Below are 15,686 nucleotides of genomic sequence, written 5' to 3'. Positions count from 1 at the left end.
TACGTGGGTTGAAAGGAGCAAGTGGTATGATTCAGGTAGTTAAAAGGGATGGGGAAGTTGCCGAGTTTAGTCTGAATAAGATAACAGAGGCTATCAAAAAGGCATTCAGGGCAACATCCAAAGATTACAACAATGAGATTCTGGAGTTGTTATCCTTAAGGGTGACTGCAGATTTTCAGAATAAGATGAAGGATGGAAAGATTTCTGTGGAAGAAATCCAGGACAGCGTGGAGCACGTCCTTGAACAGACCGGATATACAGATGTGGCAAAGGCTTACATTTTATATAGAAAGCAGCGGGAAAAGATACGGAACATGAACAGCACGATTCTGGATTATAAGGACGTGGTGAACAGCTATGTGAAGGTGGAGGACTGGCGTGTGAAGGAGAATTCCACGGTTACCTATTCCGTGGGAGGGCTGATTCTCAGCAACTCCGGTGCCGTGACAGCCAACTACTGGCTCAGCGAGATTTACGACCAGGAGATAGCAGAGGCACACCGCAATGCGGACATCCACATCCACGATTTGTCCATGCTCACAGGATACTGTGCGGGCTGGTCCTTAAAGCAGCTCCTTATGGAAGGCCTGGGAGGCATCACGGGAAAGATTACCTCCTCGCCGGCAAAGCACCTGTCCGTGCTCTGTAACCAGATGGTCAACTTCCTGGGAATCATGCAGAACGAATGGGCCGGAGCCCAGGCATTTTCTTCCTTTGATACATACCTTGCTCCCTTTGTGAAAGCAGATAATTTAAGTTATCCGGAGGTAAAAAAGTGCATTGAGTCCTTTGTCTACGGAGTGAATACCCCCAGCCGCTGGGGCACCCAGGCACCCTTCTCCAACATCACCCTGGACTGGACTGTTCCGGATGATATGGCAGAGATGAATGCTATTGTAGGCGGCAGGGAGATGGACTTCAAGTATAAAGACTGCAAGAGGGAGATGGACCTGATTAACAAGGCGTTCATCGAGACCATGATTGAAGGTGATGCCAATGGACGCGGATTCCAGTACCCCATCCCCACTTACTCCATTACCAATGAGTTTGACTGGTCAGATACAGAGAACAACCGGCTTCTGTTTGAGATGACATCCAAGTACGGAACGCCCTACTTCTCCAACTATATCAACAGCGATATGCAGCCCAGCGATGTCCGCAGCATGTGCTGCCGTCTCCGTCTGGATCTCAGGGAGCTGCGCAAGAAGACAGGCGGGTTCTTCGGCTCCGGCGAGAGCACCGGTTCCGTGGGCGTCGTGACCATCAACATGCCAAGAATCGCTTACCAGGCCAAGGACGAGGCTGACTTCTATGCAAAGCTGGACCACATGATGGATGTGTCTGCCCGCTCCTTAAAGACCAAGCGCCAGGTCATAACAAAGCTTTTGAACCAGGGCCTGTATCCCTACACAAAGAGATATCTGGGCACCTTTGAGAATCATTTTTCCACAATCGGCCTCATAGGCATGAACGAGGCAGGCCTCAATGCCAGATGGGTCGGAAAGGACCTGACCCACAGGGAATGCCAGGCGTTCACCAAGAACGTGCTGAACCATATGAGGGAACGCCTGTCGGATTATCAGGAGCTGTACGGCGACCTTTACAACCTGGAGGCTACGCCGGCTGAGTCCACCACCTACCGTCTGGCCAAGCATGACAAGGAGCGCTATCCCGACATTATCACTGCCGGGGCAGAGGGGGATACGCCGTATTACACCAATAGCTCCCATCTTCCTGTGGATTATACGGAGGATGTATTTGATGCCCTGGACATCCAGGATGAGCTTCAGACACTGTACACATCAGGAACCGTGTTCCACGCGTTCCTGGGTGAGAAGATGCCTGACTGGAAGGCCGCAGCCAACCTGGTGCGCACGATTGCTGAGAACTACAAGCTGCCTTACTATACCCTGTCGCCTACATATTCCATCTGCAAGTGCCACGGATACCTGATTGGGGAGCATTTCACCTGTCCAATCTGCGGGGAGAAGGCAGAGGTCTACAGCCGTATTACCGGTTACTACCGTCCGGTCCAGAACTGGAACGAGGGCAAGACCCAGGAGTACAAGAACCGTACCAACTACAACATAGGCAAATCCCAGTTAAAGCATGGCGTGTCCAGAATCGTGGCAGATACCAGGGAGCGGGCGAACAGTGCCAGGACAGAGGCTTCCCATCAGGGGAAGGAAAAGGGAGCCGCCTCAGCCCGCCTGTATCTCTTTACCACCAAGACCTGTCCCAACTGTGTATCGGCAAAGGAGTTCTTAAAGGGACAGGATTACCAGATTATCAATGCGGAGGAGCGTCCTGACCTGGCAGAAAAATTCGGCATCATGCAGGCACCTACCCTGGTAATTGTAAGCGACGGCATCGTACAGAAGTTTGCCAATGCTTCCAACATCCGCAGGTTTGTGGAGCAGAATCATACAAGTACAGTAAAGGCATAAGGGCTGGAAGATGGATGTATTGCTCCACCAAAAAGGAGGACTATGACCTGAAAAAGGTGTTCCAGGTGGAGAAATGGATATTCCTTGTGGACGCTGCCTGCAGCTTCGGAGTGGGATTTAACCGGTTTCCGGATGTGGTGGAATCCATTCTGCTGGTTGTGTTCGGAGCCTCAATGGCTGCCCATGTGTATGTGTTTAAGAGTAAGAAATTCCGAAAGGAAAGATAATAGGAATTCCTGATAAGACATCTTTGGTGAGAGGATGGGGAGTTGTCGGGAATGACGCGGACCGCCGCTCCCTTATCTGCATAGCCGAGGCAAACGGGAATCCGCTGCTGATTTGTTTCATTAAATCCATGGTGAGTCTTTGGAAGACAATCCTGCTCAGAGGGATTGTGACGCAGCAGGAGGGGCACCAGGATGGAATTGACACAGTAAGAAAGTTTCTCATTTTAATGCAAATAGGTAAAAGATGTAAAAAAGGACGGCCCGCCAGGTATTTTTACCGTGCGGCTGTCCTTTTGCTATATCGGATGCTCAGGCCGTCTCTTCTTGGATGCTACCCCTGAGCTTATCCACTGCAGCCTGGAACCGTTCATCATTCAGAAACTGTTTATAATACTCATCCTCCAGCAGGCCCTTAAGGAGCAGTTCACGCATTTCCTTTGTGGCGGCAGGATGTTCCCCATCTATCTTTACCGCAGGAGAGAACAGGATGGGATTAGGCTTCTGGACCGTGCCGGTGATGGCGTCCACAAACTGAATCATGCTGTCCAATGCCTGTTGGTCTTTTCCGGCCCGCTGGTAAGCCTGGGCAAAGAAGCCCGGGCTCATGCCATTTCCCACGCCCAGCAGTTCTTCCAGCTGGCGGTAAATGACGCACAGTTCCAGTGTCCTTGCGGTGTCAGGGGTCATTTCCGGGTTCATCATCTGAGTCAGGAAGCTCTGTACCTGGAGTGTCAGCACATACAGGCGTTTCTGTATGACCTCCAAGGCCTGGGGAGCTTCTCCTTTTTTCAGGTACAGCATTGCCCAGATAGAGGTGGAGTCAGTGCTGTGCTGGGGCAGTTCCTTTAAAAGGCTCTCTGCCTTCTCCAGCTCGCCTTCCACTATGGCGATGGAAGCCAGGTGGGATACCGCTGCCTGCCAGAAGGCCGCGGCACCGCTTGCACGCACGTCCTCCAGAAGCTGTTTCTTCTGCTTAATCCAGCCATCCTTAATCTGCTGGGGCTGGGCGGGAAACAGCATCGCGAACAGGTCAAACAAGGTAACTGCCCTGGATTTTAAGGGGATGCTTGAGGGATAGGTATGCAGAAGCGATTGTACCATGCCGTCCGCGGCTTCATACCCATGATTCCGGGCTGTCTCAACGATTTCATTCAGCCGGGCATCAATCTGTTCTTCTGTAAGGGTTTCCTCGAACTGCAGCAGGGTATCCACATTGGTTCCCAGGGCGCGGGCCAGAGGGCATAAAAGAGCAATGTCCGGACAGGAGGCACCTGTCTCCCATTTGCTGACAGCAGGAGGCGACACGCCCAGGGCAAGGGCTAACTGTTCCTGCGTCATAGATTTGGATTTGCGCAGTGATGCAATGCGCGGGCCTAGTTTAATTTCCATATAATAATCTCCTCTGTATAACATAATTGTCCGGCCGGATATAGTTAGTATAGACCATAGAAAGGCGCTGCGCAATGGAGGCGCCGTTAAACAGCGGGAGGATTTTCTTAACTGACGGTTATGTATGGAAGCCTGTCTGCCTGGCATAGGGCAGGAAGAGGAAGCTGTTTTTGCCAAAGAACCTCCCAGGCTTATGGGCGTGCGTATAAAGGACGGAACCATGTACCCCTATATCTATCTGGGTCCAGGGGCTTAAACGTCCCTGCACGGCTGGGAAAGGGACAAAACGTGTGTTTGCCGTAGGGACAAAACGTGTGTTTGCCAACTTGACACGGGTCGGGAAACATGGTACGATAAAATATATTCTTTTGTAGGATAAGACGGTAGAGCAATCTGCCGTTTTTTACATTTGGTGCGTCGGAAAAGCCCCCGCCTTCATGACATGGGGCAGGAGCTTCAAGACGTGCAGGAGTGCTTTGGGATACATACACCCGCTTTTATCAATCCACTTTTGCTTTGTCCAGCGCCGTGTTGATGGCATTAAGCAGGGCAGTGGAGGTATAGCGGGAGGTGCTGGGATATGTAAGGTTCTCCGTGGACTGATTGCTTATAATCTGGCTGGCCAGGTCATCCAGGGTGGGCTGCATAAGCGGGTACATGGTGGTGACAGCCTCACTTAATGGAACCAGGTCAACGGAGGTAATGCGGTTGGCATCCACAGTTACCTTTACATTCACATCTTCGCTGCCAAGGGTCAGTGCCGCGCTGTATACGCCCGGCAGGTAGCCGGCAGGTTCAGCGGATACGGAAACGTTGTCCTTCCCAGGCCGGAACATGATGAAACAGAGGGTAATTAAAAGGATGGCAAGGCCTACGAAGATTGCGGTGTAGATGATTTCCTTCATCCTTAGTACCACAATTTTGGTTTTAGAGCTCATAGTCAGGACCTCTAAGATAGTTTGTTAAAGCTTATGTTGCAGGGCGGGTAAATATGAGAAGTTTTCGTTGTCCCGCCTGCCGGAAGGAGAGAGAAAACGTGGCGTTACAGTTCATATTGGGAGGGGCAGGCTCAGGAAAGACCAGGATGCTCTATGACCGGGTCATAAAGGAGTCCATGAAGCATCCGGAACAAAAGTACCTGGTGGTGGTGCCGGAGCAGTTTACCATGCAGACACAGAAGGAAATCATTCGGCTCCACCCCAGACACGGGATTATGAACATAGACATCCTCAGCTTTAAGCGTCTGGCTTACCGGGTATTCGAGGACCTGGGAGTCAGAATCCCGGTTGTGCTGGATGACATGGGAAAATCCATGGTGCTGCGCAAGGTGGCCGGGTTAAAGAGAGGAAAGCTGTCCCTCTATAAGGGGCATCTGGAGCAGACCGGTTTCATCAGCCAGCTTAAGTCCCAGATTTCGGAGCTGTACCAGTACGGTATTACGCCGGACATGCTGAGGGAAGTGCGGGAGGAGACGGATGCTCCTCTTCTGGTCCAGAAGCTGGAGGATCTGGAGGTGATTTACAGCGGTTTCAGGGAGTATATAGAGAGCCACTACATCACGGCTGAGGAGATTCTGGACATTCTGTGCAGGGAGCTTCCAAAGTGGGAGCCCCTTAAGGACAGCATTATCCTTCTGGACGGCTACACCGGCTTCACGCCGGTCCAGTACAGGCTGGTGGAGCTGTTCCTGATGCACGCCAGGGATGTGGTGTGCACGGTCACCATTGATTCCAGGGAAGAAGCCTACAAGGAGAGCAGCATCCAGCATCTGTTTTACATGAGCCGCCATACGGTATGCCGCGTGGCCGCCATGGCAAAGCAGCATGGGATACCGAAGAAGGAGGACATCATCTGTAACCGGCGTCCGGCCTGGCGGTATGATGAGAGCCCGGAGCTGGATTTCCTGGAACAGAACCTGTACCGGTATTCTGGCAGGACCTGGGAGGGAAATGCGGAGCGCATTCAGGTGTACAAGGGACGCAACCCGGCAGGGGAGGCAGCCTATGTGTGCAGCAGGATTGAGCAGATGATAAAGGAGGAAGGGATGCGTTACCGGGATGCCGCCGTCATTACCGGGGACCTTCAATCCTATGGACGGGAGCTGGCCCACCAGTTCGATGAGGCCGGGATTCCCTATTTCCTGGATGATAAGAAGAGTATTCTGGAAAATCCCATGGTGGAGCTGATACGGGCAGCGCTGGAGATGGTGAAGGATTTCTCCTATGAGAGCGTGTTCCGGTATCTGAAGACAGGGCTGGTGTATGAGAAGTCCGGCATGGATTTGGAGGCGGATGCAGATGCAGACAGGGCTATAGACAGGATTTCCCCAAAGCATGATAGTGAAACCGGGTTTGACGGTTCCAGGGAGCATGTGGAGCAGATGACGGACCGGCTGGAAAATTATGTGCGGGCCCTGGGCATACGCGGGTGGAAGCGCTGGGATTCCTGTTGGGAACGGCAGTACAGAGGCGGTGAAAAGCTGAACCTGAAGGAGCTGAACGAATACCGCATGTGGATACTGGAGCCTCTGCGGTCTCTGCGGGAGGCCTTTAAAGCAGAGGGAGCCACCATTGCCTCTGTCACGGCAGCCCTGCGCCAATTTTTAGAGCATATGAAGCTGAGGGAAAAGCTGGAGAAATACAGGGATTTCTTTCTGGAGCGAAGAGAGCCCGGGGACGAGAACCTGGCCAGGGAATACGGCCAGGTCTATGACCGTGTACTGGAACTGTTTGAGAGGCTGGAAGGGCTGCTGGGTGCGGAAAAGGCGGACATGAAGAATTATATCCAGATTCTGGACGCTGGTTTCCAGGAAATCCAGGTGGGAGTGATTCCAGCCACGGTTGACCAGGTCATGGTGGGGGATATCACCCGAAGCCGTCTGGAGGCAGTGAAGGTACTGTTCTTTGTGGGAGTGAACGAGGGTACGGTGCCTCAGAGAAAGAGCGGAGGAAGCCTTTTAACGGACCGTGACAGGGCGGCTCTCAGAAAAATGGATATAGAGCTGGCTCCCACGGTGAAAGAGGATGGCTGTATTCAGAAATTTTACCTGTATCTTATGATGTCAAAGCCCTCCAGACAGCTGGTGCTCACCTATGCCGGACTTACGTCGGACGGCAAGAGCCAGAGACCCTCCAATCTTATGGGAGAAGTGGGAAAGCTGTTTCCGGGAATGGAAACCCTGGACGAGCATTCCGTGGAATGGCCGGTGCAGACCGAGAGGGATGCCAGGGAGCTTCTTATACAGGGGCTCCGTGGAATGCAGGAACAGAGTGAGGATGACAGGGAGCGGGAGGAAGCAGCCTTTATGCAGCTCTTTCAGCATTTTTACACATCGGCGGGGCACCGGGATAAGGTTAGGCAGCTGGTGGACGCTGCTTTCTATTCCTATGAGGAAAGGGGAATCGGCCGTGCGGCTGCCAGGGCCCTTTACGGCAGGGAATTACAGGGCAGCGTGACCCGGCTGGAACAGTTCGCCTCCTGCGCCTACGCCCATTTCCTGCGGTATGGACTGGAACTGATGGAGCGGCAGGAGTATGAGCTGGAAGCTGTGGACATGGGCAACCTGTTCCACCAGTCCATCGACAGGTGCTTTGCCTGTATGAAGGACAGAGGGCAGGATTGGAGGGAGCTGACCGAAGAGGGGAGAAAGAGCCTTGTAAAGGAATGTGTGACCCGGGTGACGGAGGAATACGGCAACACAATTATGTCCAGCTCAGCCCGCAACGCATACCTGGCAGGCAGGGTGGAGCGGATTACGGACCGCACCATATGGGCCCTGGCAGAGCAGGTGAAAAAGGGCGACTTTGAGCCGGTGGGGTTCGAGGTGTCCTTTTCAGCCATTGATAACCTAAAGGCCATGCGCATCGGCCTGTCAGAGGATGAGGAGCTGCAGCTTCGGGGACGCATTGACCGCATGGACCTGTGCAGGGATGAGGACCATGTTTATGTAAAAATCATTGACTATAAGTCAGGAACCACATCCTTTGACCTGGCTGCCCTGTTTTATGGACTGCAGCTTCAGCTGGTGGTTTATATGGATGCGGCGGTGGAGATGGAGGAGAGGAAGCACCCGGACAAGGAGGTGGTGCCTGCCGGTATCTTCTACTACCACATAGGTGACCCGATAGCGGATAAGCAGGAAGGAATGGATGAAAAGGATATCGAGAAACAGATATTAAAGCAGCTCAGGATGAACGGGCTGGTAAACAGTGATCTGGATATTATCCATCATCTGGACAGGGAGATAGATAAGGAATCCGATGTGATACCAGTAGCAATAAAGGACGGTTATGTCCAGGAAAGCCGCTCGTCCGTGGCCAGCACCAGACGCTTCCGGGACCTGCGCCGGTTCGTGAACCGGAAGCTCAGGGAGGCCGGGCAGGATATCCTGATGGGAAATGTGGACTTAAAGCCTTACAAACAGGGAAGCAGGACAGCCTGCGACTATTGTCCCTACCATGCTGTGTGCGGATTTGACACCAAGACAGCAGGCTATGGATACCGCAGGCTCAAGGGACTTAAGCCTGAGGAAATCTGGGCGGAATTGGAAGCTGAAGGAGACGAGGAAACAGATGGCAGTGAATTGGACCAGTAAACAGCAAGAGGTAATAGACAGCAGGAACAGGAACCTTCTGGTGTCCGCGGCTGCGGGCAGCGGTAAGACGGCCGTGCTGGTGGAACGTATCATCCAGATGATAAGCGAAGGAGACCATCCTCTGGATATTGACCAGCTGCTGGTAATGACGTTTACCAATGCGGCCGCGGCAGAGATGCGGGAGCGGATAGGCGCTGCGGTGGAGCAGAAGCTGAAGGAACGTCCTGAGGACGAGCATCTGTGGCTCCAGGCAGCCCTGATTCCCCAGGCCCAGATTACCACCATTGACAGCTTCTGCCTGAATATTATCCGCAGCCATTATAACAGCCTGGACATAGATCCGGCCTTCCGTATCGGGGATGAGGGAGAACTGTCCCTTTTGAGGGGGGACTGTATGAGGGAAATGCTGGAAAACTGTTACGATGAGGCGGGTGCGGAATTTGCCAGGTTCGTGGAGCATTTCGGGCGCGGAAAATCAGACCGGGGAATTGAGGATGTGATTCTCCAGGCGTGGCAGTTCTCCCAGAGCCATCCATGGCCAAAGGAATGGCTTGCATCCTGTCAGAAGGAGCTGGAGGAGGAAAGCATCCGGGAAATGGAGGGAAGCCCCTGGATGGTTTTCCTGATGGAGGATGTGGCCAGACAGATGGAGGAGCTTTCCGGGCAGCTTGGGGAAGCCCTTAAGGTGTGCCTGGAGGAAAATGGCCCCCTGGCATACGAGCCAATGCTCATAAGCGACAGGAGTAAAATAGAGGCCATAGGAAGGGCCGCGGCCACAGGAAGCTTTGAAGCCCTGTATAACAGCCTGCAGAACATGAGCTTCGACCGGCTGGCATCCATCCGGAGCAAGGATATTGACGGTGATAAGAAGGCATTTGTAAGCGCATGCAGGGACCGGGTCAAGAAGGCCGTGGCAAAATGCAGGGAGTTCTACGGCCAGCAGAGTCCGGAGGAAGTGGTGGAAAGCATGAGAGGGACCAGAATGGTCATCCGGGAACTCTTAAGGCTTACAGGCATGTTCGGCCAGGCATACAGGGATGCCAAGAGGGAGCGGAACGTGCTGGATTTTAATGATTTGGAGCATCTGGCGCTGGAGGTTCTGTATGAGCGGGAGGAAACGGGGAATGGGGAAGAAAAGGTTTCCCGTCCGTCTCAGGTAGCAGACGAGCTGAGCCGGCAGTACGAAGAGGTATTGGTGGATGAATATCAGGACAGCAACTATGTCCAGGAAGCATTGATTACCAGCATTTCCAGGGAGCGGTCCGGCCATCCCAACGTGTTCATGGTGGGGGATGTGAAGCAGAGCATATACAGGTTCCGTCTGGCCAGGCCGGAGCTTTTCATGGATAAATACGAAAAATATTCCAGGGAAAGCGGACCGTACCAGATGATTGAATTGCAGCAGAACTTCCGGAGCAGGGAGTCTGTGCTGACCAGTGTCAATGATGTGTTTTATCAAATCATGACAAAGAATCTGGGAGGAATCACGTATACGCCTGAGACAGCCCTTTATCCCGGCGCGAAATTTGAGGAAGTGAACAGGAAAACGGTTTGGGGCCTGGAATTGGATGAGGGGGAGTCTGAAAGGCAGGAAGCCGGCCAAATTTGCTTCAAAGCCGGAACGCCTACAGAACTTCTCCTGGTGGATACGGGTGCCGATACATTGAGACAGCTGGACGAGGATTCCCTTGACTATACGGCAAAGGAGCTGGAAGCCCGGCTGATTGCCGGAAGAATACGCCAGCTGGTAAGCGAAGGCCAGGGGATTTTGGTGTGGGACAAATCCAAGGGAGCTTACCGCAAGGCCCGTTACGGCGACATGGTCATCCTGCTCAGAAGCATGACCGGATGGTCAGAGGTGTTTGTAAATGTGCTGATGAATGAAGGAATCCCGGCTTTTGCCCAGACCAGGACCGGATATTTCAACACGGTTGAAGTGGAGACGATTCTTAGTCTTCTGTCTGTCGTTGACAATCCCATGCAGGATATTCCGCTGGCCGCAGTCATGCGTTCACCCATTGTGGAAATGGACGATGAGGAGATGGCCTGGATGATGGCTGCCTACAAGCGGAATTCCAAAAAGGGCCAGGACCGGGGCGTATACGGGGCGTGGAGGCTCTGGCTGGAGGAAGGACCAGGGCCAAAAAATGGACCAGGTTCGGAAGAAAATTCTGATATGGAAAATGGCTGGATTACAGTGGGCTTATCCAGCATACCGGTAAAGGCAGCCTATTCCATTTCACTTAAATCCCTTAAGCTGTCGCTGCTTATGGAACGGCTGCGGGGAGAGGCAAGGCATCTGCCCATCCATGAGCTGCTGTACCGGGTATACAAGGAGAGCGGATATTACGATTACGTATCCGCTATGCCGGCCGGGGAGACGAGACGGGCCAACCTGGACATGCTGGTGGAAAAGGCAGCTGCCTATGAATCCACCAGCTACAAGGGTCTGTTTCATTTTGTAAGGTACATTGAAAAACTGAAAAAGATTGATACGGACTTCGGCGAGGCCGGCGTGGCCGGTGAGCAGGACAACACGGTGCGTATCATGAGTATTCATAAGAGCAAGGGCCTGGAATTCCCTGTGGTATTTCTGGCAGGTCTGGGCAAGCGGTTTAACAAGCAGGATGCATACGGCCAGATTCTTCTGGATGCGGATTTAGGGGCAGCGGCGGATTTCCTGGACCTGGAGCTGCGGGTCAAGGCGCCAACTCTTAAAAAGCAGGCATTGAAGCGCCGGATGGAGCTGGAAACAATGGGAGAGGAGCTCAGGGTCCTCTATGTGGCCATGACCAGGGCAAAGGAAAAGCTGATTATGACAGCCGCGGATAAGTCACTGGAGAATAAGCTGGGAAAGTGGAAGGATATCCCGCTTTCCCAGGGCCGGCTGCCCTATACCATACTGGCTTCGGCAAATTCCTGCCTGGACTGGCTCCTTATGGCGCAGCCCGCTATTCCGGCTACCCATATGGAAATGCGCCAGATTCAGGTAAAGGACCTGATTGGCGGGGAAATCACCCGGCAAATCATACGGAAGATGAAAAAGGAAGACCTTCTGAACCTGGATGAGGAGAGGGTGTACGATGCGGCATTTGGAACACGTCTCAGGGAAGCCCTGGAATATGAGTACCCTTATGAATCAGATACCGGACTGTACGCCATGGTGTCTGTATCCGAACTCAAAAAACAGAGCCAGATAGGACGAACAGAGGATGCCATTGGCACGGACAGTGATAATATGGAGGGAATAGCCCTTGTCGTCCCGGCACTTCAGGAAGCCGGAGAACAGAAAAAAACATCCTCAGCCGCTCCAAACCGCGGAGCCCTGCGCGGAACCGCATACCACGCGGTTCTGGAGCATATCCATTTTCATGAGATACACGGCCTGGCGGAGGTAAAGCCGGTGGTGGATAAGCTTCTGGAGGACGGATTCCTGGACCAGGAGGCCCATGACTTCATTAATCCGAATGTCATATGGAATTTCCTGTCCAGTCCCCTTGGAAAGCGTATGGCGAAAGCACAGTCAGAGGGACGTCTCCATAAGGAACAGCAGTTCATCATAGGCATGCCTGCCAGGGAAATGGGACTTGGTGATTCCGATGAGCTGGTACTCATACAGGGAATCATCGACGCCTATCTGGAGGAAGAGGACGGACTGGTCCTCATTGATTACAAGACAGACCATATACCGGAAGGAAATTTGCAACAGGGAGCAAAGATGCTGGCAGAGCGCTACAGGGTCCAGCTGGACTATTATGAGCGCGCATTGACACAGCTGACTGAGAAACATGTAAAAGAGCGCATTATCTATTCCCTTGCGCTTCAGATGAGTATAAACGTATGAAGGAAGGTATCAGGATGAATCAGAAAAGAGAAATAAGGACTGTATCCCTTATTGGACTGGGAGCCATCGGCTGTTTCCTGGCCAGCCATCTGGGTCCTCTGCTGGGAGATGATTTGCGTGTGATTGCAGGAGGCAGCCGCCGTGAGCGCCTGGAACAGGAAGGAGTCATGGTCAATGGGGTCCGCCACTATTTCAATATCGTATCTCCGGAGGAAACCTGCGGTCAGAATTATCCGGATTTATCTGTTATCATAACCAAATTTCCGGACCTGCCCCAGGCTCTGGAGGACATGAGAAACCAGATTGGCCCGGATACCCTTATTATGGCTCCGCTAAACGGGGTGGAGGCAGAGGATAAGGTGGCAGAGGTATTTGGCTGGGGTAATCTGCTGTATTCCCTGGCAAAGGTAAGCGTGGTCATGAAGGACGGGTGCGCCTCCTTTAATCCAAAGGCTGCTCGGATTGAAATGGGGGAAAAGCATAATGAGACAGTGTCCCCCAGGGTACAGGCCGTGAAGGAGCTGTTTGAGCGGGCGGGCATACGTACCGTTGTTCCGGAGGACATGGAGCGGGCCATCTGGTATAAATACATGTGCAATGTCAGTGAGAACCAGAGCGCCGCTGTCCTGGGCATTCCCTTCGGGGCCTGGAGTGTAAGCGGCGATGCCAATTTCATCCGTGAGGAACTGATGCGGGAGGTTATAGCCATTGCCCGAAAGAAAGGAATCGGCCTTTCGGAAAAGGATATGGAAAAACAGGCCAGCGTGCTTAAGGATGTGCCTCCTAAAAATAAGCCGTCCACCCTCCAGGACATTGAGGCAGGCCGCAGGACGGAGGTGGAGATGTTGGGAGGCACCATCATCCGCATGGGCCGTGAGCTGGGAGTGCCTACGCCTTATAATGAAATGTTCTACCATGGAATCAAGGTGCTGGAGCAGAAGAATGAGGGGCTGTTTTAAGAGAAATGCGGTGTCAGCTGCGTTGGGGAGAGGCAGATGGAAATAAATAAGGAAGGACGGATGGACCGTGGGAATGGCCATCCGTCTTATGTTATTGCTTATATAGCCACAGGAATCTTCTCACTAAAGGTGTGATACTGATAATTTTCCAGCCGGAAGCTGTCAGTGGTGAACTGATAGAAATCCTGGATGGAAGTATCCATGGCCAGGGTTGGACCTGGGTAAGGCTCCCGTTTCAGCAGCTCCTTTACCATCGGTATATGCCGGTCATAGATATGGGCGTCTGCAATGACATGGACCAGTTCGCCGGGTTTCAGGCCGCTTACCTGTGCCAGCATGTGGAGCAGGACCGCGTACTGGCATACATTCCAGCTGTTGGCTGTCAGCATGTCCTGGGAGCGCTGGTTTAAGATGCCGTTCAGGGTATTTCCGGAGACATTGAAGGTCATGCTGTAGGCGCAGGGATAGAGGTTCATCTCGCATAAATCATGGTGGTTATAGATGTTGGACATGATTCGGCGGCTTAAGGGATTGTGCTTCAGGTCATACAGGATGCGGTCTACCTGATCAAAATCCCCTTCCTTATAATGGTGCTTTACACCCAGCTGGTAGCCGTAGGCCTTGCCTATGCTGCCGTCCTCATCTGCCCATGAATCCCAGATGTGGCTGTTCAGGTCGTGGATGTTGTTGGACTTTTTCTGCCATATCCACAGAAGCTCGTCCACCGCCGACTTAAAGGCAGTGCGTCTCAGTGTGATGACGGGAAATTCCCTGGTAAGGTCGTAGCGGTTCACGATGCCGAAGCGCTTGATGGTGTGGGCCGGGGTGCCGTCCTCCCATACGGGACGCACGTCATAGTCTGTATCCCAGACGCCGTGTTCTAATATATCGTTGCAGTTCTGTATGAATATCTGGTCTGCGTAGCTCATGTTTATTGTCCTCCATTTTTAATATGGAATCATTATAACAGAGGAGTGGCTGTTTAGGAAGATGTTTATGGTGTAAGTTTGGGTTACGGCTGTCTATCACCTTTTCTTTCAAAGGGTTTCATGATATAATACGCCCTGTGTCTGTTTGCGTATAAGCAGGCGGCAGGGATGAACAGATATTAGAAAAAAATGGGAGGTACTCACACATGAATCTGATTGTAGCAGTGGATGAGAAATGGGGAATTGGCAAGGACGGCGGGCTCCTTGCGCATCTTCCGGAAGATATGAAGTATTTCAGGGAGACCACCAGGGGCAGGACCGTGGTCATGGGACGCAGGACGCTGGAGAGTTTTCCGGGGGGAAAGCCCCTCAAGAACCGTGTGAACATGGTTTTGTCAAGAAATGAGGAGTATGCCCCTGAGGGCGTCCAGGTGTACCATAGGGTGGAGGATGTGCTGGAGGCATTAAAGGACTGTAATGAGGATGATGTGTTCATCGTCGGCGGAGGCATGATATACAGGGAATTTCTTCCATATTGCAGTAAGGCATATGTGACCTATATCCACCGCACCTTTGATGTGGACACGGATTTTGAAAATCTGGATCAGGATGAAAACTGGAATCTGGAGTCGGTCAGCGATGTAAAGGAGTATGAGGGCATTGCCTTTGAATTCAGAATATACAGAAGGGTAAGGTGACGACATTGAATCTTTGCGTGACAGCGGACAGGCATTGGGCCATTGGTAAGGACGGAAGGCCTCTGGTGACCATTCCTGCGGACCGGCAGATGTTCCTTAAGGAGACGGCCGGCAAGGTGGTGGTCATGGGTCGCAGGACCCTGGAGGGACTGCCGGGAGGGCAGCCCTTTGGAAACCGGGTAAATATTGTCCTGACCCATGATATGCAGTATAAGGTAAAGGGCGCAGTGGTCTGCCACAGCCTGGAGGAGACGCTTAAGGCGCTGGAGGATTATAATGAAAGTGATATTTATTTCATAGGAGGGGAGAGCATTTACCGGCAGTTCCTTCCCTATTGTACAACAGCCCATGTGACCAGTATCGATTATTCCTATGACGGGGATGCATATTTTCCTGATTTGGAAGAGGAAGAGGACTGGTATCTGGCGGAAGAGGGAGATGAACAGACCTATTTTGACCTCTGTTATACATTCCGGAGGTTCCAGAGGAAGAGGTAATAAAAAAAATGTTCAACACGCTGAAAAAAAGAAAATAATTTTTGGGAAAATTTAAAAACCGGTTGTAACATGAAGCAGAAAATGTTAATATAAAGCTTGTGC

Annotated in this window: 9 protein-coding genes and 1 pseudogene; 7 read left to right on the top strand and 3 right to left on the bottom strand. The window is 52.3% G+C overall.

What is annotated here, in order from left to right; all coding sequences use genetic code 11:
* Positions 1–26: 26 nt before the first annotated feature.
* Together G614_RS0109255 and G614_RS27175 are read left to right on the top strand one after the other, a co-directional pair.
* The gene (locus tag G614_RS0109255; protein WP_027641745.1) at positions 27–2,447 is read left to right on the top strand and encodes a ribonucleoside triphosphate reductase; all 2,421 of its coding nucleotides are present in this window, start codon (positions 27–29) and stop codon (positions 2,445–2,447) included.
* 23 nt (positions 2,448–2,470) lie between these two features.
* A pseudogene (locus G614_RS27175) lies at positions 2,471–2,674 on the top strand (hypothetical protein); the annotation flags it as partial.
* A gap of 309 nt (positions 2,675–2,983) precedes the next feature.
* On the opposite strand, the gene G614_RS0109245 reads toward G614_RS27175, so the two are convergent.
* Both G614_RS0109245 and G614_RS0109235 read right to left on the bottom strand, forming a co-directional pair.
* Positions 2,984–4,063, bottom strand: coding sequence for a helix-turn-helix domain-containing protein (locus G614_RS0109245; protein ID WP_027641744.1), 1,080 nt, complete (start codon positions 4,061–4,063; stop codon positions 2,984–2,986).
* Between the two features lie 500 nt (positions 4,064–4,563).
* Positions 4,564–5,001: a hypothetical protein gene (locus tag G614_RS0109235; RefSeq protein WP_027641743.1), complete on the bottom strand. Its 438-nt coding sequence runs from the start codon at positions 4,999–5,001 to the stop codon at positions 4,564–4,566.
* Between the two features lie 53 nt (positions 5,002–5,054).
* On the opposite strand from G614_RS0109235, the gene G614_RS0109230 reads away from it, so the two are divergent.
* From G614_RS0109230 to G614_RS0109220, 3 genes are read left to right on the top strand one after another with little or no spacing between them, the layout of a single operon-like run.
* On the top strand, positions 5,055–8,657 hold the full coding sequence (locus G614_RS0109230; RefSeq protein ID WP_027641742.1) for a PD-(D/E)XK nuclease family protein: 3,603 nt from the start codon (positions 5,055–5,057) through the stop codon (positions 8,655–8,657).
* Positions 8,635–12,501: a helicase-exonuclease AddAB subunit AddA gene (gene addA / locus G614_RS0109225; RefSeq protein ID WP_027641741.1), complete on the top strand. Its 3,867-nt coding sequence runs from the start codon at positions 8,635–8,637 to the stop codon at positions 12,499–12,501. The genes G614_RS0109230 and addA overlap by 23 nt, the downstream gene beginning before the upstream one ends.
* A gap of 14 nt (positions 12,502–12,515) precedes the next feature.
* Positions 12,516–13,460: a ketopantoate reductase family protein gene (locus G614_RS0109220; protein WP_027641740.1), complete on the top strand. Its 945-nt coding sequence runs from the start codon at positions 12,516–12,518 to the stop codon at positions 13,458–13,460.
* A gap of 98 nt (positions 13,461–13,558) precedes the next feature.
* Here G614_RS0109220 and thyA read toward each other — a convergent pair whose 3' ends face one another.
* Complete coding sequence (thyA, locus tag G614_RS0109215; protein ID WP_027641739.1) at positions 13,559–14,389, bottom strand: thymidylate synthase; 831 nt, start codon at positions 14,387–14,389, stop codon at positions 13,559–13,561.
* A 206-nt stretch (positions 14,390–14,595) separates the two neighbouring features.
* On the opposite strand from thyA, the gene G614_RS0109210 reads away from it, so the two are divergent.
* Both G614_RS0109210 and G614_RS0109205 read left to right on the top strand, forming a co-directional pair.
* Entirely contained in the window at positions 14,596–15,087 is a 492-nt protein-coding gene (locus tag G614_RS0109210; protein WP_027641738.1) for a dihydrofolate reductase, read from the top strand.
* Between the two features lie 5 nt (positions 15,088–15,092).
* Positions 15,093–15,584, top strand: a complete 492-nt coding sequence (locus G614_RS0109205; protein WP_027641737.1) for a dihydrofolate reductase — start codon at positions 15,093–15,095, stop codon at positions 15,582–15,584.
* Positions 15,585–15,686: the final 102 nt, after the last annotated feature.

Source organism: [Clostridium] clostridioforme AGR2157, from assembly GCF_000424325.1.
Lineage (GTDB): Bacteria > Bacillota > Clostridia > Lachnospirales > Lachnospiraceae > Enterocloster > Enterocloster clostridioformis_A.
The sequence above is the reverse complement of the archived record's forward strand: the minus strand, read 5'-3'. Positions and strand labels throughout refer to the sequence as shown.

What these genes read in the sequence shown, in the direction of transcription:
- G614_RS0109245 (WP_027641744.1), bottom strand. Translation starts at nt 4,063, where the DNA reads ATGGAAATTAAACTAGGCCCGCGCATTGCATCACTGCGCAAATCCAAA.
- G614_RS0109210 (WP_027641738.1), top strand. Translation starts at nt 14,596, where the DNA reads ATGAATCTGATTGTAGCAGTGGATGAGAAATGGGGAATTGGCAAGGAC.
- G614_RS0109235 (WP_027641743.1), bottom strand. Translation starts at nt 5,001, where the DNA reads ATGAGCTCTAAAACCAAAATTGTGGTACTAAGGATGAAGGAAATCATC.
- addA (WP_027641741.1), top strand. Translation starts at nt 8,635, where the DNA reads ATGGCAGTGAATTGGACCAGTAAACAGCAAGAGGTAATAGACAGCAGG.
- G614_RS0109255 (WP_027641745.1), top strand. Translation starts at nt 27, where the DNA reads ATGATTCAGGTAGTTAAAAGGGATGGGGAAGTTGCCGAGTTTAGTCTG.
- G614_RS0109220 (WP_027641740.1), top strand. Translation starts at nt 12,516, where the DNA reads ATGAATCAGAAAAGAGAAATAAGGACTGTATCCCTTATTGGACTGGGA.
- thyA (WP_027641739.1), bottom strand. Translation starts at nt 14,389, where the DNA reads ATGAGCTACGCAGACCAGATATTCATACAGAACTGCAACGATATATTA.
- G614_RS0109230 (WP_027641742.1), top strand. Translation starts at nt 5,055, where the DNA reads ATGAGAAGTTTTCGTTGTCCCGCCTGCCGGAAGGAGAGAGAAAACGTG.